This window comes from Micromonospora sp. RV43, assembly GCF_001029515.1.
GTDB lineage: Bacteria > Actinomycetota > Actinomycetes > Mycobacteriales > Micromonosporaceae > Micromonospora > Micromonospora aurantiaca.
Map to the genome: position 1 here is coordinate 24,433 of NZ_LEKG01000027.1, position 26,378 is coordinate 50,810.

25 protein-coding genes are annotated in these 26,378 nt (G+C 68.8%); 17 read left to right on the forward strand and 8 right to left on the reverse strand.

Translation table 11 applies throughout. The features are described from left to right. Positions 1 to 3: 3 nt before the first annotated feature. Positions 4 to 1,125 (forward strand): IS630 family transposase, encoded by a 1,122-nt coding sequence (locus ABD52_RS09530; protein WP_235437425.1) that lies wholly within the window; start codon positions 4 to 6, stop codon positions 1,123 to 1,125. Positions 1,126 to 1,194: 69 nt separating this feature from the next. Here ABD52_RS09530 and ABD52_RS09535 read toward each other — a convergent pair whose 3' ends face one another. Further along, positions 1,195 to 2,115 carry a phosphoadenosine phosphosulfate reductase family protein gene (locus ABD52_RS09535; protein ID WP_082171254.1) on the reverse strand — a complete coding sequence of 307 codons (921 nt, stop codon included), beginning with the start codon at positions 2,113 to 2,115 and terminating at the stop codon, positions 1,195 to 1,197. A 332-nt stretch (positions 2,116 to 2,447) separates the two neighbouring features. Between ABD52_RS09535 and ABD52_RS09540 the strand changes: the two genes are divergently transcribed. Continuing rightward, a complete protein-coding gene (locus ABD52_RS09540) occupies positions 2,448 to 3,692 on the forward strand; it encodes an IS256 family transposase (RefSeq protein WP_047891573.1) in 1,245 nt (414 codons plus the stop codon). Here ABD52_RS09540 and ABD52_RS09545 read toward each other — a convergent pair. Next, positions 3,631 to 4,863, reverse strand: a complete 1,233-nt coding sequence (locus ABD52_RS09545) for a nitric oxide synthase oxygenase (RefSeq protein ID WP_082171255.1) — start codon at positions 4,861 to 4,863, stop codon at positions 3,631 to 3,633. The genes ABD52_RS09540 and ABD52_RS09545 overlap by 62 nt on opposite strands. 88 nt (positions 4,864 to 4,951) lie before the next feature. Further along, positions 4,952 to 5,455, reverse strand: a complete 504-nt coding sequence (locus ABD52_RS09550) for a GNAT family N-acetyltransferase (RefSeq protein WP_235437426.1) — start codon at positions 5,453 to 5,455, stop codon at positions 4,952 to 4,954. Between the two features lie 410 nt (positions 5,456 to 5,865). On the opposite strand from ABD52_RS09550, the gene ABD52_RS09555 reads away from it, so the two are divergent. From ABD52_RS09555 to ABD52_RS09590, 8 genes are all read left to right on the forward strand, one after another. After that, positions 5,866 to 6,267, forward strand: coding sequence for a hypothetical protein (locus ABD52_RS09555; RefSeq protein WP_152748223.1), 402 nt, complete (start codon positions 5,866 to 5,868; stop codon positions 6,265 to 6,267). A gap of 87 nt (positions 6,268 to 6,354) precedes the next feature. Continuing rightward, complete coding sequence (locus ABD52_RS09560) at positions 6,355 to 7,116, forward strand: tryptophan 2,3-dioxygenase family protein (protein ID WP_235437427.1); 762 nt, start codon at positions 6,355 to 6,357, stop codon at positions 7,114 to 7,116. Between the two features lie 125 nt (positions 7,117 to 7,241). Continuing rightward, the gene (locus ABD52_RS09565; RefSeq protein ID WP_047891577.1) at positions 7,242 to 8,291 is read left to right on the forward strand and encodes an aminotransferase class V-fold PLP-dependent enzyme; all 1,050 of its coding nucleotides are present in this window, start codon (positions 7,242 to 7,244) and stop codon (positions 8,289 to 8,291) included. Then, entirely contained in the window at positions 8,288 to 9,538 is a 1,251-nt protein-coding gene (locus tag ABD52_RS09570; RefSeq protein ID WP_047891578.1) for a tryptophan 2,3-dioxygenase family protein, read from the forward strand. Before ABD52_RS09565 ends, ABD52_RS09570 begins: the two co-directional genes overlap by 4 nt. Next, positions 9,525 to 10,928, forward strand: coding sequence for an MFS transporter (locus ABD52_RS09575; protein WP_152748224.1), 1,404 nt, complete (start codon positions 9,525 to 9,527; stop codon positions 10,926 to 10,928). Before ABD52_RS09570 ends, ABD52_RS09575 begins: the two co-directional genes overlap by 14 nt. After that, positions 10,925 to 11,560, forward strand: coding sequence for a hypothetical protein (locus tag ABD52_RS09580; protein ID WP_152748225.1), 636 nt, complete (start codon positions 10,925 to 10,927; stop codon positions 11,558 to 11,560). The genes ABD52_RS09575 and ABD52_RS09580 overlap by 4 nt, the downstream gene beginning before the upstream one ends. A gap of 161 nt (positions 11,561 to 11,721) precedes the next feature. Next, positions 11,722 to 12,795 carry an oxidoreductase gene (locus ABD52_RS09585; RefSeq protein ID WP_255352841.1) on the forward strand — a complete coding sequence of 358 codons (1,074 nt, stop codon included), beginning with the start codon at positions 11,722 to 11,724 and terminating at the stop codon, positions 12,793 to 12,795. A gap of 209 nt (positions 12,796 to 13,004) precedes the next feature. Next, entirely contained in the window at positions 13,005 to 13,736 is a 732-nt protein-coding gene (locus ABD52_RS09590) for a hypothetical protein (RefSeq protein WP_053065347.1), read from the forward strand. On the opposite strand, the gene ABD52_RS09595 is transcribed toward ABD52_RS09590, so the two are convergent. After that, complete coding sequence (locus ABD52_RS09595) at positions 13,720 to 14,853, reverse strand: DMT family transporter (protein WP_047891581.1); 1,134 nt, start codon at positions 14,851 to 14,853, stop codon at positions 13,720 to 13,722. The genes ABD52_RS09590 and ABD52_RS09595 overlap by 17 nt on opposite strands. Before the next feature lie 302 nt (positions 14,854 to 15,155). Here ABD52_RS09595 and ABD52_RS09600 point away from each other — a divergent pair, with 302 nt between their 5' ends. Then, positions 15,156 to 15,542 carry a hypothetical protein gene (locus tag ABD52_RS09600; RefSeq protein ID WP_047891582.1) on the forward strand — a complete coding sequence of 129 codons (387 nt, stop codon included), beginning with the start codon at positions 15,156 to 15,158 and terminating at the stop codon, positions 15,540 to 15,542. Between the two features lie 153 nt (positions 15,543 to 15,695). On the opposite strand, the gene ABD52_RS09605 is transcribed toward ABD52_RS09600, so the two are convergent. From ABD52_RS09605 to ABD52_RS09615, 4 genes are all read right to left on the reverse strand, one after another. Next, positions 15,696 to 16,571, reverse strand: a complete 876-nt coding sequence (locus ABD52_RS09605) for an aminoglycoside phosphotransferase family protein (protein ID WP_047891583.1) — start codon at positions 16,569 to 16,571, stop codon at positions 15,696 to 15,698. After that, positions 16,568 to 17,830 (reverse strand): hypothetical protein, encoded by a 1,263-nt coding sequence (locus tag ABD52_RS09610; protein WP_053065348.1) that lies wholly within the window; start codon positions 17,828 to 17,830, stop codon positions 16,568 to 16,570. Before ABD52_RS09610 ends, ABD52_RS09605 begins: the two co-directional genes overlap by 4 nt. Before the next feature lie 282 nt (positions 17,831 to 18,112). Further along, complete coding sequence (locus tag ABD52_RS38200) at positions 18,113 to 18,313, reverse strand: DUF397 domain-containing protein (protein WP_082171258.1); 201 nt, start codon at positions 18,311 to 18,313, stop codon at positions 18,113 to 18,115. Further along, positions 18,310 to 19,191 carry a helix-turn-helix transcriptional regulator gene (locus ABD52_RS09615; RefSeq protein ID WP_047891584.1) on the reverse strand — a complete coding sequence of 294 codons (882 nt, stop codon included), beginning with the start codon at positions 19,189 to 19,191 and terminating at the stop codon, positions 18,310 to 18,312. The genes ABD52_RS38200 and ABD52_RS09615 overlap by 4 nt, the downstream gene beginning before the upstream one ends. Before the next feature lie 581 nt (positions 19,192 to 19,772). Between ABD52_RS09615 and ABD52_RS09620 the strand changes: the two genes are divergently transcribed. From ABD52_RS09620 to ABD52_RS09645, 6 genes are read left to right on the forward strand one after another with little or no spacing between them, the layout of a single operon-like run. Beyond that, complete coding sequence (locus tag ABD52_RS09620; RefSeq protein ID WP_235437428.1) at positions 19,773 to 22,229, forward strand: nitrate- and nitrite sensing domain-containing protein; 2,457 nt, start codon at positions 19,773 to 19,775, stop codon at positions 22,227 to 22,229. Then, the gene (locus ABD52_RS09625; RefSeq protein ID WP_047891586.1) at positions 22,226 to 22,636 is read left to right on the forward strand and encodes a roadblock/LC7 domain-containing protein; all 411 of its coding nucleotides are present in this window, start codon (positions 22,226 to 22,228) and stop codon (positions 22,634 to 22,636) included. Before ABD52_RS09620 ends, ABD52_RS09625 begins: the two co-directional genes overlap by 4 nt. A gap of 5 nt (positions 22,637 to 22,641) precedes the next feature. Further along, positions 22,642 to 23,283, forward strand: a complete 642-nt coding sequence (locus ABD52_RS09630) for a hypothetical protein (RefSeq protein ID WP_235437429.1) — start codon at positions 22,642 to 22,644, stop codon at positions 23,281 to 23,283. Then, on the forward strand, positions 23,280 to 24,611 hold the full coding sequence (locus ABD52_RS09635; RefSeq protein ID WP_047891587.1) for an ABC transporter substrate-binding protein: 1,332 nt from the start codon (positions 23,280 to 23,282) through the stop codon (positions 24,609 to 24,611). Before ABD52_RS09630 ends, ABD52_RS09635 begins: the two co-directional genes overlap by 4 nt. Positions 24,612 to 24,631: 20 nt before the next feature. Beyond that, complete coding sequence (locus ABD52_RS09640) at positions 24,632 to 25,447, forward strand: trans-aconitate 2-methyltransferase (RefSeq protein ID WP_047891588.1); 816 nt, start codon at positions 24,632 to 24,634, stop codon at positions 25,445 to 25,447. Between the two features lie 30 nt (positions 25,448 to 25,477). Then, a complete protein-coding gene (locus ABD52_RS09645; RefSeq protein ID WP_047891589.1) occupies positions 25,478 to 26,356 on the forward strand; it encodes a branched-chain amino acid ABC transporter permease in 879 nt (292 codons plus the stop codon). The last annotated feature ends 22 nt before the right edge of the window (positions 26,357 to 26,378 follow it).

Here is a 26,378-nt window from a genome sequence, read left to right on the forward strand (position 1 = left end):
TTGGTGGCAGAACCCGTTCGCGTTCGGCGGCTCAGTGACCAGGAGGGTCAGCAGCTGCTGAGGATTACTCGTAGAGGTACCGGCTCGCCGATCCGGTTACGGCGGGCCATGGTCGTGCTCGCCTCGGCCGGTGGGAACACGGTGCCGGCGATCGCCCGTCTCGTGCAGGCTGATGAGGACACGATCCGGCAGGTCATCCACCGGTTCAATGAGATGGGGATGGCCAGCCTGGACCCTCAGTGGGCGGGTGGCCGTCCCCGCCAGATCAGTAGCGACGAGGAACAGTTCATCGTCGAGACGGCCAACACCCGCCCTGAGAAGCTGGGGCGGCCGTTCATCCGGTGGAGCATCCGCAAGCTCGCCGACCACCTGCGCGTTCACTCCACCCGCCGGATCCGTATCGGGCGGGAACGGCTGCGGCAGATCCTGCACCGGCACCAGATCACCTTCCAACGGACCAAGACGTGGAAGGAGTCCACCGACCCTGACCGGGACGTCAAGCTCGCCCGGATCGAGTACGTGAGCAGCCACTTCCCGCAGCGGACGTTCGCCTTCGACGAGTTCGGGCCCCTGGTGATCCGCCCTCAGGCCGGCGCCGGGTGGGCGCCCGCCGGCCATCCGCACCGGCTGCCCGCGAACTACCACAAGCTGCACGGAGTCCGGCAGTTCCACGGCTGCTACTCCATCGGCGACGACCAACTCTGGGGCGTTGTCCGGCGCCGCAAGAGCGCCGCGAACACCCTCGCCGCGCTCAAGTCGATCCGCGCCGCCCGCCCGGACGGGGCGCCGATCTACGTCATCCTGGACAACCTGTCCGCGCACAAAGGCCTCAAGATCCGCAGGTGGGCGGCCCGGAACAAGGTCGAGCTCTGCTTCACCCCGACCTACGCCTCCTGGGCCAACCCGATCGAGGCCCAGTTCGGGCCGCTACGCACCTTCGTCATCGCCGGCTCGAACCACCCCAACCACCCCTCCCTGACCCGGCGGCTGCAGACCTACCTGCGCTGGCGCAACGCCAACGCCCGCCACCCCGACGTCCTGGCCGCCCAACGCCGCGAACGCGCCCGCATCCGCAGCCAACGACAACGACGCTGGGGCCAACCCGCCGCACGCGCAGCAGCCTGACCCCGACACCGTGAACGTTCGTGGTCAGGGCACTAGCGGAGCGCGGCAATGCCGTCCGATGCACGGAAGTCAAGGCTTGGCAGCAAACAGCTCAAGCTGGCCGGCTATCTCGCACGACGAACACAACGGGCCACCACGAGCCTTGGCCCGGCCCTGGTCGGCGCCCCACCCCCAGCGGCACCGGGGCTCGGGAATGCCCGCTTGAACGGCTTCCGTCTCCAGGCTGCGGATCTGGGCCACGGCGTCGGCCGCAACCGGCCACATCGCCAGTTCGTCCAGTTCGCCGGGCTCGGCGAACGCCCCGCACAGACACTCCCCGGACATGTGGAGCATGTCGGCGACCTCGTTGCGGGGGCAGTCGAGGAACCGACGCCGGTAGGTGTTCAAGTCCAGTGCCGTCCAGTTCCGCAGCGGAGATACCCAGACGATCGACTTCCGGCGCTCAACCTCTGGGATTCTGGCGCGCCGCTTCGACTCACCGCTGCGCCGGCCAGCCAGGAAGACCATCCGCTCGCGCGACGGCATCCTCACCAGCTCGTTCTTGGCCGCTTCCAAGGCGCGTTCCTTGAGCCGTTGGTACATTTTCCAGTGCTTCGCCGGACCAGGGAATCCGTCGGTCAGCACCAGCTCGCGGTACGTTGAACCCACCGGCGGGTGCTTCTCGATGAGCGGTAGTCCCCAGCTCGCGCAGGTGTCACGTACAAACTGGCGGGTGGCCTCAACGCCGATCCCGGTGTTCGCGTGAATCGCATGAGTCGCTCGCCGGCGGAACAGGTGGGCCAGCACTGTGGAGTCGTGGCCGCCGGAGAACAGCACCGCAGTCGCCACATGCTTGCGGTTACGGCCGTGGCCGTCGTGGTGCTCGACGATCTCCTCCCGAACGGCCCGGTCAAGCAGGTCGTGGGCCGCCTTGATGAGCGCATCGAGGCGAGCATTGCGCGCTGGCATACTCAGTTCAACCATGCCGGGCAGTTCGGTCGCGCTACGCACGGTCTGAATCCTTTCGTCACCAGCGCTCTGACCTAAGACAGCAGCCGTCCTCGGAGCTTCGGCACTGTGGGCAGGTCATGGTCCGATCACGGCTTCACCGGTGGAGAGGGGTGCAGCCCGGGATCTTGCGGCGAGGGTGATGCGTAGTAGCGGCCCCAGCTCGGGTCCTGCGGAGTCATGGGGTAGCTGTTGAGCCACGACCAGTCCCCGTAGAGGTTGCGTCCACGGAAGTGGTGTACGACTTGCCCGTGATGGGCGTGTTGGGTAGATAGGAGACGGCCACCGCGCGATCCTTCGAGACGGCTAAGCCCAGTGAAGGAGAGTGATGCGCGATGGCCGCATCTGAGAGTGTGAACCCTGTTGAGCTGCTGTGCGAGCAGATCGCGGGCGCGTCGCCGGATCTGTTGCAGGCGATGATCAAGACGTTCGCGCAGGCGGTGATGTCCGCCGAGGCGGACGCCATCTGCGGCGCTGGGTATGGGCAGCGCAGCGAGGAGCGGGTCAACTCCCGCAACGGCTACCGGCCTCGGGAGTGGGACACCAGGGCCGGCACGATCGACCTGGCGATCCCGAAGCTGCGGTCCGGCTCGTACTTCCCGGACTGGTTGCTGACTCACCGGCGGCGAGCCGAACAGGCGTTGGTGTCGGTCGTGGCCACTTCCTACCTGCTCGGGGTGTCGACGCGGCGGGTGGAGAAGCTGGTCGAGCAGCTCGGCATCCGGCAGTTGTCGAAGTCGCAGGTCTCGGAGATGGCAGCGCACCTGGACGTCCAGGTTGAGGCGTTCCGCAACCGGCCCCTCGACGCCGCCCACTACACGTTCGTGTGGATGGACGCGCTCACGATGAAGGTCCGAGAGCACGGCCGCACCGTCAACGTCCACGCGCTGATCGCCGTGGGCGTCAACGCCGACGGCCAGCGTGAGGTGTTGGGCCTGGACGTGGCCTCGGATGAGGACGGCGCCGGCTGGCTGGCGTTCCTGCGCAGCCTGACCGCCCGTGGTCTGACCGGGGTGCGTCTGGTCATCTCCGACGCCCACGCCGGTCTCGTGGCCGCCATCGGCGCGGCTCTGCCCGGGGCATCGTGGCAGCGGTGCCGGACCCACTACCTGCGCAACCTGCTGACGAAGGTGCCCAAATCGGCGCAGCCGTGGATCGCCACACTCGTCCGCACGATCTTCGACCAGCCCGACGCCGACGCCGTCCGCGCCCAGTTCGACCGGGTCGTGGCCACGATCGAGGCGAAGTTCCCGGCCGCCGCCGAACACCTCGACGCCGCCCGTGACGATCTTTTGGCGTTCACCGGCTTTCCCCGCGAGATCTGGCGCCAGATCTGGTCGAACAACCCCCAGGAACGGTTGAACAAGGAGATCCGCCGTCGCACCGACGTCGTCGGAATCTTCCCCAACCGGCCGTCGATCATCCGACTCGTCGGCGCCGTCCTGGCCGAGCAGACCGACGAATGGACCGAAGGCCGCCGCTACATGGGCCTGGAACTCCTCGCCAAAGCCCGCATGGTCACGATCGACACCAGCCAACACGACACCGACCAGACCGACCCCACCCCGATCGCCGCATAACATCAAACCGGATTCCGCGATGGCCGTCTCCTACACCACCAGCGCGGACGCGACCCCCGTAGACCGGCCGCCCTGCGGCTTCTTCCCGGTCGGTGAACCGCGCGAAGGAGATGCTTTCCCGATGGTGATCGGTGATGCGGACCCCGGCGGCGAGGAAGCTGTGCAGGACCGCCTCGTTGAGCATGAGGAGCGCCTTGTCCCGCCACAGCCGGTCTCGTCGCGTGTCAAGGCCCAGCCCGCGCGCCACTGCGGGCAGCTGGTGGTAGCGCGCCGGGTCGGCGAGGTTGCGACTGGCGATCTCGGAGGCCATGTAACTGCCGCTGAACGGCGCGCAGGGATAGATGACCCCGCCCACCCTTAAGGTCATGTCGCTGATCGCGGGCAGCGCCGGCCAGCGCAGTCCCAACAGCGCGAACCAGGGATGCTGCGGGTGGCGCAGTTCCACCTCCAAGACGCAGGAGGCAGGGACGGCGAACAGCGCCCGGCCGACGTCAATGCCGTCGATGATCCAGGGCAGCACGTCGAACCGGGTCCGGTTCGACGGTCCTCGCCAACCCAGTTGTATGGCTTGATCGGTGAATCGCGCCTGAGCGGGATCTCCGGTCACCTCGCCGGCTGCGGTGGTCCATCCTGCGTACCGGATCAGCTGCGAGTTGCGGATCCGCACGGCAGGCATGTCGGCTGACGCTGGGGAGAAGACCGACATCATCGGGACGATGGCACCGCCGTTGGTGGACAGGTCCAGGTGGTTCTCCAACTCGCCGCGGATCTGATCGGCCCGGTTGATCCCTCTGAGATCACGCACGCGCAGGGCGCTCCAACGGGCGCGTCCGATGCACCGTTCCGCGTTACGCCACGCCAGCTTCGCCCCGAACACCAACTCGTCGGTGGTCTGCCACCACGTGCCGCTGGTCTCAACCTCGCGTCGCATCTGCGCCAGGCGAGTCCGCAAGCCGTCGCGTCCTGTCTCGTGGAAGTAGCGCGTGAGAAAGGCGTGGGCGTCGCTGAGAACCCGAGCCGGGCCGTCGGTGGGACCGCCGGGCGCGTGCGCTGGGCAGCTGCTGGCCGCCGTCACTGGCGTGGGCGACCGCGACGCGGCACGGGTGCGGAAGGCCGCTTCATCATCAAGCCGTGATGCCGGCGGCATCACCGGCAGGCTGCCTTCGGTCACGTCGTGCCCGTTCCTGCTGGTCCTGATGCTGGCTGTCGCTGTGTCGGCTCCGCTTGGCGGGAGAGCCGCACGGGCGTTGGTCGCCGCCTCACCAGGGCGGCCTTCGGCTGGTGGCGACCACTGGCACGGTGAAGGTGAGAAAGGCGCCGTCCCTTTCGGTCAGGGCCGCGCGATCGAGCCGCCTGACCGTGCGCAGCATCGGGGTGTTCTCCGCGTGCATGTGCAGCACGAGCGCGGCGTAGCCGCTACTGCTGGCGAGCCCGAGCAACCAGACCAGCAGGGTCGAACCGAGTCCGTGCCGCTGCCAGTCGTCCCGAACGAGCAGCGCTGCCTCAGCTTGGTCTCCCTCGGCGATCAGGTTCGCCATCGCCACCACAGCTGCCATCGCGCCGTCGCCCGCAGCGGCAAGCAGGGTCACTCCGCGAGCCGGCTCCAGCAGCCGACGCAGGCGGGCGGGTGATGGCACCGCACCCGACAGATAGCGCCAGTGCCGGCTGCGCGCTGAGCAGGTTTGATGCAGTTCCATCACGGCCGGCAGATCGTCGGCACAAGCCGCATACACCGTCAGCTCCGGGCCTCCGGGCAGGGTCACCGTGCTGCGGTCGCGGTCAGTTCGGCTACCCACGGCGGCCGTCGGCAGAAAGCCCAGCCATGGGGCCGGCTCGTCGGCGGTGCCGGGCGGCCCTCAGCAGGGTGGTGAACGGCGTGAGACGACCGCCAGCGCACGGCGCGCTCGCCGTCTTGCCTGGCCGCTCGGAGCCCGGTGATGCCGGCGGCATCACTACGTGCTCACTCCTCATCGTGTTGACATCTCCCGTCCCGGTACCGTATTCATGTTTCAGGCGTGATTACCGTACCGAATTTGAGCCCGAATGCCAGCCTTGAGGGAGCGCAACCTTGCCGGAGCACCAAGGCCCCGTCGTCAACAGGACGATGCGCCCCCACGAATCGGCACCGAGAGCGGTCCGCCTGGCCACGGTTGTGTGTTGCGCCGGCTCCACGGTGTTCGCCGACGCGGCCGTGTACCTGGCTGCTGGCTGGGACGCGAACACGCCGTTCGGCGCGATGGCACTGGATGCCGGCGTGCTCATCGTCCTGCTCGCTCTGGCGCTCGTCTCGGTCGTCGCGGGCCTGTCCCTCCCCATGTCGGGCAGCCTCGCCGGACTACGTGCTGCGGCCGGCGGATCGGTCGTGACGGCGGTGGCACTTCCTTTCCTCATGGCTGACCGAATGGCGGCGGGACCGCGCGCAGTGGTGGGTGCCGCCGTCTTGGCCCACGGCGTTCTGCTGCTGTGGCTGCCCGGTCGCGGACAAGCTCCGCGGTGGCTTGCCCGGCGCAGGGCGGACGCCGCGGCTCGTGCTGGTCAGGAGCTGCGGAACCTGGCTCACGCTCCATGGTTTTGACCAGCTGGTCCGTCAATCAGCCTGACGCCGACCACGAAGACAACGGGGGCACTGAAGATGGCACCTCAGAGTTCGCACAGCGGAGGCGTGCACACGACACCTCGCCCGCCCGACGGCCTGGACGACGAGGACGGCGGTCCTGCCAGCGCGCCGCCAGATGGCTACGTGGGAACGACGGACGTGAACGCCTACAGCCGGTACATGCGCGTGGATGAGCTGCTGCGGCTTCAGGTGCCGGCACCCGAGCGTGCTCATCGTGACGAGTTGCTGTTCCAGGTGGCGCACCAGAGCACCGAGCTGTGGTTACGCGTGGCGGTGGAGGCGTCGCAGGAGGCGGCGTGGCACCTGCGTTCGGGCGATGTGGGCGCGGGGGAGTTGCTCGTTCACCAAGCGGCCGACGCGATCCGGACAGTGACCGGCCAGCTCGACATGTTCGAGCACCTCTCGCCGATGGCGTTCGCCGTCATGCGACCTCGGCTGGGCACGGGGTCAGGTGCGCAGTCGCCGGGCTGGGTGGGAATCGGGCGGGCCGGGCGAGAGCTGGCAAAGGCATTCGAGCATCTCTGCGAACACTGCGGAGTCTCCCTGGAGCAGCTGTGCCGGTGGCGGGCCGACCAGCCGATCTACCGGCTGGCGGAGCGGATGGTGGATTGGGACGAGGCTGTGGCGCTGTGGCGGATGCGGCACTACCTCCTTGCGGCCCGGCTCGTCGGCGACGGCGGGTTCGGCACCCAGGGCACGCCGGTCGGGACCCTGGCGAAGCTGACCGCCCACAGGTACTTCCCCGACCTGTGGGCGGTCCGTACCGCCGTCGTAACCAGCGCCACGTCGCTGCGGGAGATGGCGTGATGGCCCGGACACCGATGGATTGCTCTGCGGTGCGGCGTGAACTGCCGTCGTTGGCCGGACGCGTCCATTTGGCCAGTTGCAGTCACGCGCCCCGGTCACCGGTTGTCGAGTCGTCCCTGCTGGCCATGCTCACCGCGATGGAGAGCCCCGCGGTGACGTGGCAGGCGTGGGAGCATCAGGTGACGCAGTTGCGCTATCGAGTCGCGGCGTTGCTCGGGGCCCAGGAGCACCAGATCGGATTGCTGGCCGACGCGTCAACGGCCGCGCACCAGGTGGGCTCTGCGCGGGGATGGACGACGCGGTCTCGGATCGTGACGTGCAGCGCCGAGTTCCCCGGGGTCGCCCACGCCTGGCTGACGCAGCGCCGGCGAGGGGCCGAGGTGGTCTTCGTCGGCGACCGAGACGGCCGGGTGTGCCTCACCGACTACCTGCGGGCGATCGACGGCCGCACAGCCCTGGTGTCGGTGCCCGCGGTCACCTACAGCAGCGGTCAGCGCCTGCCGGTGCGCGACATCGTCGAGGCGGCGCATCATGCCGGTGCGGAGGTCTTCGTCGACGCCTACCAGGCGTTCGGGGTGGAGCCGCTTGATGTGCGGCAGTGGAACTGTGACTACCTCGTGGCCGGCTTCGGCAAGTACGCCCTCGGGCTGCCGGGGGTCGTCGCTCTGTATGAGGCCGCTGCCAGTGGTGGACGCGTACCGGGTCTGACCGGCTGGCAGGGTCGTCGCGATCCTCACCGGTTCGATCCTCACCTGGTGGACTGGCCGGACGACGCGCGCCGGTTCCAGGTCGGGACGCCAGCGGTGCCAGCGGTGTACGCCGCCAACGCGGCCCTGTCGCTGATCGCCGACCTGGACTTGGGGCAGGTTCGACGTCACGTGGCGCAGATGGCGCGGCTCGCCCGCGAGCTGGTGACGCGGCAAGGCCTGTTCGTGACGACTCCCGAGGAGCACGGCGCCCATCTGGCGGTCCTGCACCCCGCACCGGAGGCCATCACGCGGTGGCTGGCAGACCGGCACGTCGCGGTCGCACCGCGAGGCCGGGTGGTCAGGCTCGCGATGCACGCCTTCACCACCGCAGAGGACGTCGAGACGGCATGCCGACTGTTGGGGGAGTTCCCCGACGCCCGGGCGGCAGAGCGCCGCCGGTCTCATCGACAGGGAGTGGTGGCATGAACGGCGTCGACGCGGTGCAGCGGTGGCTGACGGGTCAGCGGTGCAGCGACGACTTTCCGTATCGAGACGTCGTCGCCAGCGTGCGGGAGCACGGGAAGCACTTCGTACCGCCGCAGATGCTGGAGGTGCTGGGACAGGCCAGGGAGGTGACCAACTCCGTCGCCGGGCCCGACGCTGGCGGCCGTCTCCTGCGCTCGTTCTTGAACGTGCTGCTCGACAAGGCCGACGGCCGCTACGACTACCGCACGTATCTGGCGCTGGAGCTGCTTCCCCTGCCGGACGCCGACCGCGGCGACATCGTCGTGGACGCGGCGGCGGCGTTGCGATGCCGGGACCGGCTGGTCGTGGCGTTGATCGCAGACGTGTTGAGGTTCGAGCACGCCGCCGCAGAGGACCAGCGACAGCCGCTGCCGGAGTTCCGGCCGGCATCTGGCCTGACACGTAAGCGGCTCAGGCTCGGCATGCGCGTGCTTCAACCCGCGCTTGCCCGCCTCGGCCTTGAACAGGCGGGTGCCGTGGACGATGTTCGCCCGGATCGTCTGTGGCGGGCCGTCGAGGAATTCCTCAACCGGGACGAACGCCAGGCGGTCGCCCTGTCGATGTTGCCCGTCTCCCGGGTGCACGACGAGTACCTGTTCCTCCGAGTCCTCCAGTCGTGGGAGGCGACGTTCGCGCTGGTGGCGGTGGACCTGTGCAGCGTTATTCAACTCCTCGGCGACGGGCATGCTGTGCACGGCGGGGCGCGGCTGGATGCGGCGACCGGGATCCTGCGGGAAGCCTCACCCCTGTTCTCGCTGCTGGCCACCATGCAGGTCGCGGCGTTCCGCGACTTCCGTCGGTGGACCGAGGGCGCCAGTGCCATCCAGAGCTACAGCTACAAGCTGGTGGAGTCGCTGTGCCGCCGCCCGGAACTGGCCCGGCTACACTCGGTCGCCTTCCAGTCCGCGCCGCAGGCGCGGATGCGGGCGCTGTCCGGGCAGGCCACGGTGCAGTCCCAGGTGGGGAAGCTGGAGCGGGCTGGATTCGCAGCGGTCGTCGAGGACCAACTCGTCGAGAGCATGGCGTCCTTCGCGGCCGCGCTGACAGGGTGGCGTCGCACCCACTACTCGCTCGCGGTGCGGATGCTGGGCAACGAGGCGGGCACCGGCTACACCTCGGGAACCGCCTACCTCAAAGAAGTCAAGGACATCCCTGTTTTCAACCGGGCGCCCTCAACTCCGTCTGGGGCACGGCGTGACCGGCGGTGATGCCGGCGGCATCACCGCCAACCGTGCACCCGGTGGTTCCGGTGCTCGTCCCGCCCGGCTAGGCGTGCTGCTGGGGACGCTCTACGGGCCGGTGACGTTCGGCATCATGGCGGCGGCGGTCGCGGTGCCCTACATTCCGGACGTCTCTGGCTCGGTCAGCACGGTGTGGCTGTTGTCTGGGTACGCCATCGCTCTCGGCGTCGGTACTGCGGTGTTCGGGCCGTTGACCGAACGCTGGGGAACACGGGCCTGTCTCCGTATCGGCGCGGTGCTGTTGCTCGCCGGCACGGTGGTGTGTCTGCTGGCACCGACACCGGAGGCGGTGGTGTCCGGCCGGGTGGTGCTGGCTGTCGGATCGTCTGCCGTCGTGACCGTGGTGCTCACCATCGCAGCTCACGTCGATGCCGAGCATCGCGGCGCGGTGGCGAGGGCGTTGGGCGCGGTGATGGCGACGTTCCTGGCCGGGGCGACGCTCGCGGGTGGAGCCGCCACGGAGGTGATCGGGTGGCGCGCGGCCGTGGTCTTGCCCGTCCTGTCGGTGCTGGCGGTCCCGTGGATAACGCGACACCACCATCGGCGGGGGAGGCCGTCGGCTGCCTTCGACGCTGTCGGAGCAGGACTGTTGACGGTGTTCGCGACGTGCACGGTCGGGCTGACGCAGATCGCGGTGCTGACGCTGACGACTGCATCGGCGCTGGCCGCAGGTGCGGCCGCCAGCGGGCTCGCCCTGTGGGTTCGAGCGCGGCGCCGGCCCGACGCGTTCGTGCCTGCCGCACTGGTGCGCGAGGCCCAGTTCAGGCGGGTGTGCCTGCTGGCTGGCTGCATCTACGGGGCGCGGTTTGCCGTGGTGCTCGCCGACGGACACCTGCTCGCCGACGCCGGATGGACGCCGCTGAACAGCGGCGTGGTGCTGGTGCTGTGTGCGGTAGCGGGGGTGGCCGTGTCCCACGGCCTGGCCCTCCGGCAGCGGTCGTCGGCCAAGGCGCTGCTGCTGGCTGCTGGAGCGCTGGTGATCGTGGGGTTAGTGCCATCAGACTCGGTCGGCCCATTGGTGATCACGTCGACGGTCATCTCGTCAGCGGTTTTCGCGCTGGGGCAACCGATGCTGACCGTCGCGCTGGCCGCCTTGCGTACGGATCGGCGGGGAACGGCTGTCGGACTGACCTACTTCTCGGGATTCGCTGGTGGAGCCGGTGGAACCGCAGTCGTGTCGGTGCTCATGCCCCCGCTGGGCGCGAGCGTCGCGATCGCCGTGGTGGCGCTGGCCTGCCTGGCTGGCGCAGTCCTGGCTGTGTCCCACGTCCGTGTTCGCGATGAGCGGGGTGCCGCTACCAGCCCTTCCAGTGATGCCGCCGGCATCACCCTAGAGCGCAAGGAGGCTGTCCGTTGAGCCATGGCGAATCGCCAGCCCCGGCCGGTACGCGACGCGCGTTCGGTGTCGTCACCGCGACGGTCCTGATGGTGGTCGCGGTGATCATTCTGGCGGCCACCGGCTGCGGTAGAAATCGGGATTCCGAGGGCGGAGCGTCCGCGCGGTTGACCTCGGCCGCTGAGGCGACTGCGTCGCCCGGGCCGAGCGTGACTCCGTGGCGGTACGGCTCGCAGCTGCGCCCGTGCGACGCCTTCGTGGTGGCTCCGCTGGAGGAGCTGCTCGGTGTCGTTGCCGACCCTCGCCGCGACGCCACGGACGGCCCGCTGAAGGGATGCGTTGTCGGTTTCGGCCCCAGGGGCGTGGCCAACCTGATGGTTGAGGTGAATGACCACGCGGAGGTGCGGTTCAACGGGTTGAAGGCGGTGGCGCAGGAGGAAGAAGCGCTGCGTCAGGTACCGAGTGGATGCCAGGACAGCTACGTCTATGTGGATAGTCTGCTCGGCCCGCGCCTTGCCTGTCTCGACGGCAACTTGTACCTGACGGTGGGCTGGACGCAGGACGCTCTGCCGTCCGGCAGCGACGACCAGGCCGTCATGGAAGCGCTTGGCCGCATGACTCACGAGACGCTCGCCAACCTGCGCAAGCCGTAGCCCCAGCAGCTTTCACCGCGCCGGCGTACGTGGAGGTCACTCGCCGGCGGGCCCGGCCTCTGAACCGCCCCAGAGGCCGGGCCACCTCCACCACGAGAGGCGACACGAATCGGGGGACAACTGCGATGCTCAACCTGGCCGATCCAAGAGATGTCATGACCATGACAACGACCTCCCGCCGACCCCCGAACGACAGGGCGGCGAACACACGCAGGGCCAGCAGAGCAGCCCACGGCCCGGCTCGCCTCCCATCGCCAGCACCGGACCAGCGGGGCAAGGTGGCCGTCATCACCGGCGCCAACGCCGGCGTGGGGTACCACACCGCTCGCCTGCTTGCCGCCGCCGGCATGACCGTGATCATGGCTTGCCGGCACTCAGGACGAATGAGCGCAGCGGCGTCGGCCATCAAGGCGACACAGCCCGACGCGATCATTCGGCAACTGCGAGTGGATCTGGGAAACCTAGAATCCGTTCGCGCTGCGGCAGGCCAAGTTCTGGACGATCACGGACGGATCGATGTCCTCGTGAACAACGCCGGCCTGATGGGCGTTCCGCGGTGGGACACCTTCGACGGCGTCGAGATGCACTTCGGGGTGAACCATCTCGCGCACTTCGCGCTCACCGGACTTCTTCTGCCCGCGTTGCTGACGGCGCCGGACCCCCGGATCGTCACCGTCAGCAGCACCGCGCACCGCGTTGCCCGGCTGGATCCGCACGACTGGCCCGACCCAAAGGTGTACCGCCCGTACCAGGCGTACGCGGCAAGCAAGCTGGCGAACCTCCTGTTCTCGTACGAGCTGCACCGGCTGCTGCTGGCCAGCGGTTGCTCTGCGCGGAGCATCGCGTGCCACCCCGGGTGGTCCGACACACAGCTGCTGGACTCGGCACGTCGGCGAGGTGGCCGTCCTTCGGTGGCGCAGGGGTTGCAGATCCTGGCGATGGTGGTGGCGCAGCCTGCGGCGCAGGGAGCTCAGCCGACGCTCACGGCTAGCCTCGCCGACGTGCCATCTGGCGCGTACCTCGGCCCCCGCCGCTGGTTGCGCACCCGAGGACCCGTCGGTGTGGAGCAGCCGAGTGACGCCTCACGCGATGAGAGGGCCGCACGGCTGCTGTGGGACATCTCGGCTGAGCTGTCGGGGATCGACCCGTCCAACGCGTTGAGACCGCCCCGGCCCGGCTCCGCCGGCCCCGATCCGGCGGAGCGGCCAGTTGACGAGGGCTGGTCGGTGCGATGACAACCAGCACGCTGTCACGGGAAAGTGTGGCGCGGCGGTACGGGGCGAACCCAGGGATCGGCCGTCGACGCATCAGCAGGAGTGAGGCACGATCCGAAGGCCGGACCATAGAAGCTCCTGGCCCGCCTGCGCGGCTGCGCGATCCGCAGGCAGAGCTGTCCGCGCTGTTGAGGACGTGGCGTAGACGACTGACCCCGGCTGACCTGCCGGTGGTCGACCCGTACCCACGTCGACGGAAGCAGGTCGTAAGCCAGTACGACATCGCCTATGCGCTGGGAAGCACACCCTACTGGTACGGAGAACTGGAACGAGGGCGTGGGCGCGGTAGGCACACCGACGATTATCTCGACAGGGTTGCCGCCGTTCTGCGGCTCAGCGACCGCGAGCGGGAGGTCCTGTACCGCCTAGCCGTCGGGCGTGTGCCGGCTGGAGAGCAGAAGCCCGCCGACCCGCCGCGGATCAGCTCGGCGATGGGCAGATTCGTGCGCAGTCAGCCGTACCCGTGCATGGTCGTCGACAACGCCTTCACCGTTCGGGCGCACAACGCTCGATCGGCGAGCTGGTTTCCGTGGTTGAGGAGCGATGCGCCTAACCTGATGCGGTGGGCGTTCACGGACCCGTCCGCGCGGCAGCAGCTCGACCGGTGGGAAGAGGAGTGGGTGCCGGCGCTCCTGGCTCAGCTACGCCTCGCTTACATACGCGACCCTGAGAACACGGCGCTGGCCGAGGTCATCCGGGACATCATGGCGGTAAATGATCTTGTGCGGTGGCGTTGGGACAACCTCCCCAGCGTCGAGGACGACGGGACGCCGGTGCGAGGTGTCAGGGTCATGGCCGGCGCACCGGTCAAGGTGGGGATCCTCTACTGCTCCCCTGAAGGATGTTCCGGCGTTCGCATGCTGACGATGGTGCCCATCGAACCGGCTAACGTAAGGCGGTAGCTGGGGCGTCTGTGGTGCCGGCTGGACTGGCTGCCACGCCTGCGTGCGAGGCGTGATCCGGCACGTAGGCGGGGGATAGCTGACGGGGCAGGGCGAGGGGGGTGATGCCGGCGGCATCACCGTGGGCCGGGCCGCGCGCCGTGGTGACGATTCGGCGTGGGCGGTTGCGGGCGGAGAAACCCGAGCGCGCGGACACACCGATGAGCAACCCCACCACGACGACGCAGATCCCGCCAACCTGCGTCACCGGCGGCATGGCGTGATCCTGGATCGTCATCGTGGTAATGGCGGCTAGCGGCACTAGGCCCACGGTCAGCGCGCCATGCTCGACGGTCGCTAGCTGGATCCCTCGGAACCAGCACCAGAAGCCGACGCTGGTCAAGGCGACTCCGAGGGAGAGCAGCACGAGCCATTCCGTGAGGGTGGGCAGTCGCCAGGACGGCGGTTCGCCAGCGGCCAGTGACGCCGCTGTCAGCAACGGCACCGCGAGGGCGCAGCTGTACGCTGACAGCCGCACCGGGCCGATCCGGGGGAGCAGTTTGGCGGCGACGAGCGCGAAGGAGACATCGCCGAGGAGCGCTCCGACGGCCGCTGCTAGGCCGAGCGGACTGGCGTGCCCGGTGCCGTGGACCAGTGTGGTTCCCGCGACGACGATTCCTGCGGCCACGAGCAGACGCGCGCTCGGAGCGTGTCGACGAATGAGCGGTGCCAGGATGGCAACCGCCACTGGCACCGCGCCGACCACGGTCGATACGGTCGCCGCGTCCGCGTGGCGCAGCGCCACCACGAGGCAGGTGTTGTAACCGGCCAATCCTGCGGCGGACAAGATGGCCAACCAGCCCCACTCGCCGCGTGTGAGACAGACGTTGGTCGCTGACCGCATGGTGCCGGGCAACGCCACGGAGACGAGCATGGCTGCGGCTAGGGCGACTGCGGCGATGGCGTACCGGATCGCCTGACCGGCGAACACCGGGTAGTCCAGCAGCAGCCGAGTCGAAACGATCGACGCTCCCAGCATGAGCTGAGCGACCGCACATAGCGCCATGCCAGCGAGGACAGACGATCTCATCAAAGCCGGCATCAGCGGGTGGATCGTGACTTCGGCGAACCGGTGCATGCACGCATGCGCGTCCTTCCTCCTGCGAGCGGGCCAAGCTGGCATCGCTGCTGAGCTCAGGCTCCGAGACGCGTGACCGCGTCGCTAGCGACGCGCAATAGGGCTACTGACAGTTGGCCTCGGCCGGGTAGCTCAACTGCCCCGAGCTCTAGCAACGAGGGCTAGTGAGCGAGCGATCACCCCGGCGAGGCTGAATCCGCCGTAAGCGCGCTTCGGCAGCGAGCACAACGAATTCGGGCCCGAGCTGCCCTCCACTCCTGCGCTTACGGACGGGCCCTCCATTCGGGGGAAAAGAGGTATCGATGCGCAGCGTCATCCGCAAGTCCCGCCCATTACAGGCCGCACTGCTCACCGGGGCCGCCGTCACCGCGACCCTCGGCGTCGCCGCAACGCCCGCGCACGCCGCCTCGGCGAGCTGCACCGCGCCCTACTTCTACGGGGGCTGGTACCGGACGTGCACCACCGGGTCCATCCCGGCCAACTCCTCGGGGCACTTCATCGACGTCCATGTCGGCCCCGCCTGCCAGGGGTCGCCTTGGAAGGTCTGGGACACCGTCACCGGCGTGACGGTGGCCAGCGGAAGGGACGACGCCAACCGCCGGGTCTATGGCCTCTACGGGAACTCCTACAAGGCCAAGCTCACGGATGCCTGCTGGCGCGACAGGATCAGCATCGACAACTATCGCTAGGGCGTGCCGGGCCGCGGAGCGCGGTGCCCTCGTCGTAGAAGGCGGCGGACCGGTGCAGCACCGTGTCACATGCGGCTCTCGTTCGGTGCGGTGATGCCGTCGGCATCACCGCGCCGCGCGGTCGGCCGCATTCACTGAGGGCTGGCTGGCCTATCAGGCAACCGGCGTCCAATGCCAAGGGCGGGGCCCCTTTTCGCCGCGTATGCAGGTCAGCCGGTAACGTGCTTGTCCGGTCAGGTGGCGATGCTGGGCGGCCATTTGCGCGGCGAACGTGACCTTTCGCAGCTCCCGCGTGTCGCGCAGGACTGTGTAGCCCTCCCACTCTGTGACGTCGTGGCCGTAGCGTGTGCAGAATTGCGCCCACTCTTCTGCCGACAGGGAACCGAACGTGAAGTGGTCAACGGCAATGGATGCAAGATCCCATTCAGGAGGCCCGTAGGCGAACCGTTCCAGATCGAGCACGACCGGACCGGTTGCGGTGGCGACGATGTTGCCGCCCCAGGCGTCGCCGTGCACCGCCGCAGGTGGAAGACCAACGGGCAGGTTCTCATACTGCTCGGTCAGGCGCTGAAGGTGAGCAAGGAGCCATTCGCGCTCGTCGGTGTTGAAGACCGTGGTCTCGGCGATGCGTTCTTTGAGCCGTACGAACGGCGCCAACGCCGGCAAGGCGAGATCCGGTGGTGGCTGGAGTCGGTGGATCTGCCGAAGGATGTCCGCGACCTGGTCGACGCTTCCCTCGCGGTGGTCGGGCAGTTCCCGCCAGAATGTCACGGCTCGACCGTCGACCTGTACTGGCTGGGCAATGCCGGGCACGACTCGGACGACAGGGATGCCAGACTCTTGCAGCCACCGAGAGACCCGGACCTCCTTGGCTGCTGCGTCTGTTTGTCCGGGTCGCGCAACGCGGGCGACGACGGCACCGGGAAGCCGGTACAGGACGTTTTCCCCTGCCCGGACCAGCTCAGCGCCGGTGGCGTCGAGCCCGACCTGCTGGCAGGCTCTGGTGAGCGCTGCGATGGCCTCGGTCATGCAACCGCCCTGACCGTTGATTGAATCTGCGTGCGCAGCGCGTGAACCTCGGGGATGCCCGTGTGAGGCCCGGCCAGGCGATGCAGTTCGCGAAGATCCTCAGCGGCGCGGAGAGAGCGAACGGTGCCAGCGTCATTGAGCGCGAGCTGACCGATGTGCGCGGCTTCGTGAGGATCATCTTGGGCCATGGTGAGGGCGGCAAGTTTGGTGCGGGAGATCGCTCTGGAGCGTGCGAACTCTGGCTGGTGATGCTCGACCGAGTACCGGAATCGGCTCGTGGCCTCGGTTGGAAGCTTGGTGTTCATGGCAACGTCGTACAGCGCGTGAGCGGTGTCGCCGTGGTGCTGGGCCTCGTCGTAGAAGCGCATCCAGGGCGGGTCGTCGACCGGCTCCGAGTGAGCAAATGCCTCGTCTGCCGCTCCTACTGCCGCTAGCGCATCCTGGGCACGAGCCGGACCAAGCTTGGCCAGGGCGCGAGCGCGGACGGTATGAAGCATGGCGCGTTCTGTCGCGGTCAGCCGTTCGGCTCGCACGAGCCCCATCTCGACGTAGGTGAGGCCCTCGTCGGGCTGCCCACACCAGATAGCCTGGCGAGCCATGTAGGACAGCAGCAGGCCACGTTGGTGCCAGTTCCCGCCGACCTCCGCGCATTGCAGCGCGAAGGCGAATCTCCTCCGCGCGGCATCGTGTTCGTAGGCGTCGAAGAGCATGAACGCGACCACACCGGCTAGCTGTGCCATGGCGGTGTGCAGGTCGGCGTGGAGCTTCGGCGGGCACGAGCGTTGGAGGAGCTGCGCGAGCCGACGCAGCTTGTCGTCGGCGATCTCACGGGCGAGGGCGCCACCGTGACTGTTATCCCAGTGCTCGAAGATGTCCGCCGCTTCGACGACCTGGTTGATGTGCTCGCGGCCAATCCGTTGCGGTAGTTCGTGTGATGGCTCGGCTCCCAGCAGCGTCATCGCGGGAGAGCTGACGACGCCAGCTCCCACCAGCACCCCCAGCATGCCCAGCATGTCTCGTCGGTCCACGCTATCGACGTTAGCCGAGTTCGCAGCGCGCGGATTATAGAGGCCGAGCTCCTCGTCGCGCTGCGCGCCGAGGGCGGCCCGCAGGGCGGCTCGGTACTCCGCCTTGGGCCAATGAATTAGTCCGTCTTCGAGCTTGCCCAAGTAGTTGGCGTTGAAGGCGCTACGGCTGCGCCGATGCGGATCCGGGTACAGCACCTCGTTGACCAGCGCTGCCAGCTCGGATCGAGACATGGGCTCTCCGGGATGCCGGCGAGAGGGAATGCGCTCACGTGCCGAGCGGAGTAGCTGGTTCTTCACTATGCGGCCCCGGGGTCAGCGTCAGGCTGCTTCGAACCGCGCAGCCCTTGAACAGTTCAGTTGCCGTGATTGGGACAGCATGGCACTGTGCGTCACACTTTCTCAAGCCCTGCGTGAGGTCGAGCCTGATCGCTGTCTTGGCTCTCCGAACAAGACAGTTGGGCCGGCCTTGGTGCGGCCGGCCCAACTAGCAGGAAGAGCTTCGAAAGCTATAGATCAGGAAGGGTCGAACACGCCTTCGCGTACGTCGCCGAGGAAGGCACGCCATCCATCGGTCGGGAAGAGGAGGGTCCCTCCGGTGCGATCCTTGGTGTCCCGGACGCCGACCGTGGCCGCGTCATGGGCAACCTCGACGCAGTTGGCGCCGCCGCTACTTCTGGTGGACTTCCGCCAGTTGGTGAAGTTCGGGTCTCTCACGCTGCTCTTCCTGTCGGCTCAGTGATCTTCTCGGCGGTCTCCTGTAGAAACCGCACGCTCTGTTGTGGTGCAAGCGCGGCATCGCTCAGCCGCTCGTACAGGTCAAGGTAGTGGTTCACGGCATCAGGGCTGGTCAGCACGAGGTCGTCGGTGACCGTGTCGACGGCGACGACGACTGGGTCCTGCGGGTCCGGGTAGGTGTAGATCGAAAACCCTGAGCGCGGCACCATGTGGCCGGTGATCTGGCCGTCGACGGGCAGGATCCGCACACTGATCTTGGCGTCCGTGGTGGCCTGATTAGCGATGTGGATCAGCTGATCCCGCAGAACCGGAAGGGCAGTAGCAGGACGGCGGACCGCCAGCTCATCGATGACCACCTCGTAGGTAGGGCCGTCCGGGCGATGAAGCACTCGCTGCCGTCCGATACGCGCCTCGACCGCCTGATCGGGATCAAAATGCGCCGACCAGTCGGCCTTGTCGACGCCCGCTCGGGCCCGCGTGAACTCGCCGGTTTGCAGCAGCCCAGGCAGCAGTGTCATCTGGTATTCACGGATGGTTGATGCGCCTGCCTCAAGGTTCGCGTACAGCGCCTGGCGGGCTCCCATCTCACTGGCCGCCGACTCCCACCATCCTCGCTCGCTGGCCTGTCGAGCGATGGTCAGCAAGGTGGTCCATGCCTCTCCGGTGACCTTGAGATGCTCCAGAATCTTCATCACGTCGTTGGGGTTCGGCCTCATTCGGCCGTTCTCCAGCCGCGACACGGTAGTCCGCGGTAGACCGGCCGCCCGGGCCAACGCCTCGGATGACATCCGCCGCTCCTGGCGTAGCGCAGCCAGCTCAGCCGCCAGCCGCAGCCGCCGGACGTACGTACTGATCACCAGCACCTCCGACTGACGCCCAAAGTGAACTGTGCAGAGACGCGGACGTCGCCGGCCCGAGCGTACATCTGAACTGTCCGTGCCGTAACCCTGTGCGATCGGGATGGTGTGGGATGCGCTGAGCATCCCTCCATCCCCAACCATCCCCATCCCTCCCTACCTGAACGTCTTCCCTCGCCATCAGCCGGTAGGCCACCGTTGGTCGGCAGGTGACGTTCGCCACCAGGGCGATAGCGGACCGTGACGCGTTGGTTTCCCGCCCCGTGAGCTGACCGGATCCGATCGTCCAGGTTGCGGTGTCGAGAGGAGCACTTCATGGGAGAGGCAGTGCTGCTCGCCGTCTTCCTGGTCGGGATGGTCCTCGGTGGCGCCGCCGGCTGGCTCGTGAGGAAGAGATCCAGCGGCTGGTGCCGCTCGTGCGGAGGGCCGATCTCACCCTCCAGCACGGCTATTGAGCGGCGGTCGGCGTGAGCCGTTTCCCCAGCAGCTGGCGGTCCGACGTCAGCGGCACGACTACAGGAGTGGGGTTGGACAGGACTGCGAGGCAGGGCTCCGCCGTGAGAACAAGGCGGTTGGCCGACATGCCTGTCCGGGTCAAGGCGGCCCTGATTGTGGTGCCGACCGCACTGGCTGCGGTGCTCTCGACAGGGTTCGGGCTTTGGTCCTCGGTGGAGGAGGCTGGAGCTGCGCGACGCGCGGGAGACATGTTCGCTGCTAGCGCAGCCGGCGCAGAGGTGACACAGCGGTTACAGGTCGAGCGGATCGCCGCGGTGGGTTTGCTGCTGCCTGGCTCGACTGTCACGCCAGCCGCTTTCGAGCGCGCGGTCCAGGACACGGATCGAGCGGTATCCCGGTTCGACGAGCAGAGCAACCGGCTTGATGACATCCCGGAGTCCGTGCGAGCGGCGTTGGCCAGGGTGGACGCCGGCTTAAGAGACGTGGGAGCGCAGCGGCAGCGGGTGCGCGGTGATGGGTTGGCATCGTTGTCGGCGGTGGCCTTCGGTTACCGAGGGGTAATCGCTGATCTTGACGACCTGCTGCCCGCAGTAGCGCAGAGCGGGGTGACTCCTCAGCTCGCGGATGAGATACGAGCGTCGGCGGCGTTGTCGCGTGCTCGGGAGTCGGTGGGCCAGCAGCAGGTGGCGGTGTTGCAGGCGTTGGCGGCGCGGCGGTTGACCCCGGCGCTACATGCCGAGGTTGTGGCCGCTCGCTCTGCACAGGACGAGGCGCTGCGTGAGTTCGACGCGTTGGCGCGGCCGTCGTGGCAGGCATTGGTGGGTCGGACGTTGACCGGCCCGGACGTGCTGGCGGCTGTACGGCTGGACGGGGCGGTGTCGGGCACCGGCGTGTACGAGCCGGTACGGCTGCCGGGCGGTGCTGAGCAGTGGAGCCGGGTGATGACCACCCGGGCGGACCTCCTGGCCCAGGTGCAGTCGACGGTAAACGGCGACATTGGGGCTGCCGCCGATGACCTGTGGATGGAGCAGGTTCGCGCAGCGGTGGTGCAGGCCAGTGTGCTGACGGTGATGTTGGCCGTTGCCGTGCTCACCGCGTTGCGGGTGGCGCGGTCGTTGGTTGGCCAGCTGTCGATGTTGGAGCAGGGTGCGCGGCGGGTCGCGGACGTCGAGCTGCCGGGCCTGGTCGGACGGCTGCGGGCGACCTCGGACCCTGCGGAGGCTCAGCGGTTGGCCGAGGGTGCTGGCGGGGTGGCGGTGCCGGTGGTCGGCCGGGACGAGGTGGGCCGGGTCGCAGACGCCTTCAACGGGGTTCTGCGCTCGGCGGTGGACGCGACGGTGGATCAGGCGCGAGGCCGGGCTCTGGTAAGCGCGATGATCACGTCGATCGGGCGGCGGGTGCAGGCGCTGACGGAGCAGCTGCTGGGCAGCATCGACACCCTCGAACGGGACGAGGAGGATCCGGACCGGCTGGCCAGGGTGTTCGACGCTGACCAGCAGGCAACTCGTCTGCGCCGCTACGGCGCGAACCTGCTGATCGTCGCCGGTGGTGGCCCGGGCCAGGTGCAGCGACAGCCGGTGGAGCTCGGCGACCTCATCAACGCGGCGTTGTCGGAAACCGAGGGCTTCGCCCGGATCAGTGTGGAGCGGCTGGTCGAGGTCGAGATGGACGCCCGCGCGGTCGACGCGGTCAAGTCCATCCTCGCGGAGCTGCTGGACAACGCTACCCGGTTCTCCGCCGACCAGGTGCGGGTGTTCGCGGTGTGGGCCGGGCGCGACGTGCAGATCCTCATCGTCGACTCTGGTCTCGGGTTGGTCCCCGAGCAGTTGGAGCGTGCCAACGCGCTGTTGGCGAGCCCGGAGGTGGAGGTCGCGGTCACCGACCAGATGGGTCTGGTCGTGGTTTCCCGCCTTGCCCGCGAGTTCGGCGTGAAGGTGCGGCTCAACCCGAGCCGGCCGACCGGTATCACGGCCGAGGTGACCGTACCGGCCGAGTACGTGACCCGGGTGCACGTACGGGAGATTGTCGTTCCCAGCCAGATCCAGCGACGGCCTCAGCAAACGTTTGCGCCGCCGGTCAATGCGGGTTCCGCGCCGGTGCCGCCCATTCCGCGAACCGGTAGCGGCTGGACCGGGCCCACCCAGTCGTCCCCGACGGTGCCGCCGTCGGACGCGACGATGGAATTGCCGCTGGTGCGCCGCGAGCGAGGTCCGCTTCCGTTACCGGCGGGCACTGCCCGGCCGGCGGATACCCCGATGTTTCGGGAGATGGCGGCCCGGTCGCCGTGGCTGTGGCCGCAGAACGGCGACGGGCACGGTGGGTTTCGAACCGCGGCCGACGCGGGCTGGCAGGCCGCGGCGACCACCGCTGAGCCGGCTACCGATGGGCGTACCACGTCCGGTCTGCCACGGCGTCGTCCCCAAGCGCACGTGGTGCCGGGCGGGATACCGACACAGCGCACCCACTCCGAGCCTTCCGCGCCGATCGATCCTGCGGCGATCCGGGCGCAGGTCGCCGGCACGTTACGCGGTCTGCGGGCCGCGTCTCTCACCCCTCCCCTCTCGACAGGAGAACGCCGATGAGCGTCACCACTGCCACACCCCGCAATCCCCAGCTCTCGATCGTGCTGGACGGCTTGGCCCGGCAAATTCCGGCCGTGGCCCATGTCGTCGCGGTGTCCGGTGACGGGCTGCTGCTGGCCAGCACCGCCGGTTTGGACAGCGACCGGGGTGACCAGCTCGCCGCGATCGTGTCCGGTCTGGTCAGCCTGGCCCGCGGTGCCACCGACCTGCTGGAGACCGGCGGTGTGCAGTTCCAGATGCTGATGATGAACGACGGCATCCTCGTGGTGCAGCAGGTGCCCGACGGAACCTCGCTGGCGGCCTTGGCCCGCACCGACTGCGACCCGTCCCTGGTCGCCTACGAACTGGCGGCCCTCGCGGCCCGGATCGGCGAGCAGGCCAAGCCGGGACCCCGCACCGCCGGCTGACTCGCGTGCGGGCGGTGATGAGCGTGGACAGGGACACCAGCGTGACAGACGGCCGGGCCTCGGTGGTCACAGTCCTGGTGGCGGGCGGCCCAGAAGTGGGCAAGACCTGCTTCCTGCGGGCCGCCAGTCATGGCCACGCGGTGCTGGCCGGCCAGCCGGGCAGCGTGTGGGAGATCGGCTACGCCGCGCTGCCTAACGGCGCCACCATCGCGCTGCGCACGACCCCCGATCAGCGGCGCTGGTGGTGGATGTGGGGCCAGCTGAGCGCCGGTGCCTTCGGCGCCGTGGTGTTGGTCGACACCACACGGCTGCCCGCTTCGTATCCGGCACTGGACTGGCTCGACGCCCGCCGCCTGCCGTATGTAGTCGCGATCAACCGGCCGCTTGGCGGCACCCGCAACCGTCGTGAGATCCGCGAGGCGTTGCGGGTCGCGTCGCACGTCCCGGTTCTGACCTGCGACGCCACCGAGCCGGCCTCCGTCCTTGCCGTCCTGGACCACCTTCTCACCGCCGAGCGCACCGGCAGCCACCCATCCGTGATGCCGCCGGCATCACCCCTGGCCGCGAGAAGCAACCTCATCGCCCCTGAACACGGCCAGTACCGGCGCATCCCTGACGCGAACCCGTTGACGAAAGGATTCCTGTGACCCCTCAACAGACCACCGGCCGATCTCGGTGGCGGCTAGCGATCGCCACCGCCGTCGCCGCCTTGCTTCTCGCTGTCTCCGGATGCTCCGGGTCCAGCCTCGGCGGCTCGGACGCCAGCGGCGAGGAGATCCGCATCGGCCTGATCGTGCCGAAGTCCGGCCCCTACAAGGCGATTGGCGACGACCAGGCCGCCGGGTGGCGGCTGGCCCTGGACAAGTTGGGCGGCAAGCTCGGCGGTCGACCCGTGAAGGTGATCGAGGCCGACGAGGGTGACGGCAAGGCGGTCGCGCTCGCGTCGGCGCGCAAGCTGATCGAGCAGGACAAGGTCCTCGCCTTGGTCGGCGGCGGGACCGCGGACACGGTGCAGACCCTGTACCCGCTGCTGAAGGAGTCCGGGGTGCCGCTGATCGGCACCGGCGGACGCCCCTCGACGGTAGAGGATCCCACCTACCTGTGGTCGACGTCGTGGTTGAGCCAGGAGACCGGCGCGTCGATCGCCGGCTACCTGCGCCAGAAGGTCGGCGAGGGCCGAGTGTGGGTGATCGGCCCGGACTACATCGGTGGCCACGACCAGATCAACGGGTTCGTCGACCCGTTCCGCAAGGCCGGCGGGAAGCTGGCCAACCCGGGTGGAGAGCCGACGTGGACGCCGTGGGCACCGGCCCCGACCACCGAGTTCTCCCCGTACCTGACGAAGATCAAGGAATCCGATGCGGCTGCGGTCTACACCTTCTACGCCGGCGCCTCTGCGGTGGAGTTCGTCAAGCAGTACCGGCAGTACGGCATCACCACGCCGCTGTACGCCTCGGGGTTCCTCACCGAAGGCCCGTCGCTGGCGGCGCTGGGCCCGGCGGCGAAGGGGATCTACACGGCCCTGAATTACTCCACCACCCTGGACAACGCGGCGAACAGGGACTTCGTGCGCCGCTTCACGGCGGCCAACGATGGAAAGCTGCCGAATCTCTACCACGTGTGCGCGTGGGACGCGGCGCTCGTGCTGGACAAGGCCATCGCCGAAGCCCTCGCCCGCCCCGACGCCACGGCGGCCACACCAGCACCCACGGCGTCGCCGGTGCCTGGCAGCTCCACGGCGGTCAGTCCGGCCGCCTCGTCCGCTGCGGTGGGCGGGGGGAGTGGTGAGCTGACCGGGCGCTCGCTGACGGCGGCGCTGTCGCGGGTCGGGTCGATCGACTCGCCCCGGGGTGCCTGGCAGTTCGGGCCCAAGAACCACACCCCGGTGCAGGCGTACTACCTGCGCGAGGTCGCCCAGGACGGGCAGGTGTGGGTCAACCGCACCGTGCAAACCCTGACCACTCTCGGCTCCTGACCCCGGAAGGGACAGACACGATGACGACGAGAACCGCTGGCGATCAGACCGCCGGGTACATGTTCGACAACGCCACCGACGAGGCCACCAACCAGCTGCGGTTCCTCGGTGAGATCCTCGACCCTGGCACCCGTCGGATCCTGACCGAGGTCGGGCTGAAGCCGGGCTGGAACGTCACCGACGTCGGCGCCGGGGCGGGCACGCTGACCGCCTGGCTGTCCGAGCAGGTCGCCCCGGGCGGACGTGTCACCGCCGTGGATCTCGACCCCCGCCACATCCCGTCCGGGCCCAACATGATCGTGCGGGCCGGCGACATCCGTCAGATGGAGCTGGAGGGGTCGCAGCAGGCGGTCGTGGCGCGGCTGGTGCTGATGCACCTGCCCGAGCGGGAGCAGGTCCTCGCCGAGCTGGTGGGGGCTCTCGCTCCGGGTGGGGTGCTCGTGGTGGCGGACTGGGACTGCACGTGGCGGGACATGATCCGCCGCAGCCCCAGCCCTCGCGCCACCGAGCTGATCGAGCGCTTCCATGACGCGCTGCTCGCCTTCGGGGAGTCGAGGGGGGCGGACATGGGCTGGGCCAAGCGGGCACCGGAGGTGATGCTGCGCGCCGGTCTGGTCGACGTCGACAGCCGCATCGAGTCCCGGTCGTGGCGCGGTGGCACCGGCATCTGCCTGCTGCACCGCTCCAACTCGATCCAGCGCGAGGCGGCGTTGCTCGACGCCGGGATGACCCGCGACGAGCTGGCCGAGCTGCGGGAGGTGCTGATGGACCCGGAGCTGGTGTTGTCGGGCTACCTGATGCACACCACCGTCGGCCGCCGCCCCACCACGGCCTGACCACCACCGCACCCGGAAGGGAGGAGTGCCGTGGGCCTGAACGGGCTCGTCAACCCCTACACGGTCACCGCGCTGGACGGTGTCGCGTACGGGCTGCTGCTGTTCACCATCGCCGCCGGGCTGACGTTGATCGTCGGCGTGGCCGGGGTGTTCTCGATGGCCCACGGCACCCTCTACCTCGCCGGCGCCTACCTCGCCTGGCACTTCGCCGACGGCGGCTGGGCCGGCCTCGCCCTCGCCTTGGCCGCCGCAGTGGTGGTCGGCGGGCTCGGGGGAGCGGGTCTGGCCGCCGCGGTGCGCCCGCTGACCAGCCGTCCGCTGGATCAGGTGCTGGCCACCCTCGGCATCGCCTACATCGCCGCCGACCAGTTCAGCACGATCATCGGTGCGGAGCCGCGCTCGGTTGACCCGCCCCGGGCGGTCGCCGGGTCGGTCAGCCTGGGCGACTACCAGTACCCGATCTACCGGCTGCTGTTCATCGCTGTCGGCCTCGCGCTGGTCGTGGCCCTGTTCTGGCTCGTCGAGCGGTCGCGCATCGGGGCGGTGGTGCGCGCGGTGGTCGCCGACCCGGGCATGGCCGCCGCCACCGGCCTGCGCACCGGCATCGTCCGGACCGGGGTGTTGGTCGGTGGGGCAGTCCTCGCCGTGACCGGCGGGGCGCTCGGCGCACCGGTCATCGGCCCCGCTCCGGGAGTGGACACCACCATCCTGGTCTATTCGCTGATCGTCTGCGTCGTCGGTGGCCTCGGCAGCATTCGCGGCGCGCTGCTCGCCGCGCTCGGCGTCGGGCAGATCCTCACCCTCGGCGTCGCCCTCGCTCCCGGCGCTGCCGCATTCCTGCTCGCCGCCGCGATGCTCGCCGCGCTGACCATCCGCCAGCGCACCGAACTGCCGGGACGGCCCGCATGACCACCACTCTCACCCCCACCCC

What these genes read in the sequence shown, in the direction of transcription:
- ABD52_RS09540 (WP_047891573.1), top strand. Translation starts at nt 2,448, where the DNA reads ATGGCCGCATCTGAGAGTGTGAACCCTGTTGAGCTGCTGTGCGAGCAG.
- ABD52_RS09565 (WP_047891577.1), top strand. Translation starts at nt 7,242, where the DNA reads ATGCTCACCGCGATGGAGAGCCCCGCGGTGACGTGGCAGGCGTGGGAG.
- ABD52_RS09570 (WP_047891578.1), top strand. Translation starts at nt 8,288, where the DNA reads ATGAACGGCGTCGACGCGGTGCAGCGGTGGCTGACGGGTCAGCGGTGC.
- ABD52_RS09585 (WP_255352841.1), top strand. Translation starts at nt 11,722, where the DNA reads ATGACAACGACCTCCCGCCGACCCCCGAACGACAGGGCGGCGAACACA.
- ABD52_RS09595 (WP_047891581.1), bottom strand. Translation starts at nt 14,853, where the DNA reads ATGCACCGGTTCGCCGAAGTCACGATCCACCCGCTGATGCCGGCTTTG.
- ABD52_RS09600 (WP_047891582.1), top strand. Translation starts at nt 15,156, where the DNA reads ATGCGCAGCGTCATCCGCAAGTCCCGCCCATTACAGGCCGCACTGCTC.
- ABD52_RS09605 (WP_047891583.1), bottom strand. Translation starts at nt 16,571, where the DNA reads ATGACCGAGGCCATCGCAGCGCTCACCAGAGCCTGCCAGCAGGTCGGG.
- ABD52_RS09610 (WP_053065348.1), bottom strand. Translation starts at nt 17,830, where the DNA reads ATGTCTCGATCCGAGCTGGCAGCGCTGGTCAACGAGGTGCTGTACCCG.
- ABD52_RS09620 (WP_235437428.1), top strand. Translation starts at nt 19,773, where the DNA reads ATGCCTGTCCGGGTCAAGGCGGCCCTGATTGTGGTGCCGACCGCACTG.
- ABD52_RS09625 (WP_047891586.1), top strand. Translation starts at nt 22,226, where the DNA reads ATGAGCGTCACCACTGCCACACCCCGCAATCCCCAGCTCTCGATCGTG.
- ABD52_RS09640 (WP_047891588.1), top strand. Translation starts at nt 24,632, where the DNA reads ATGACGACGAGAACCGCTGGCGATCAGACCGCCGGGTACATGTTCGAC.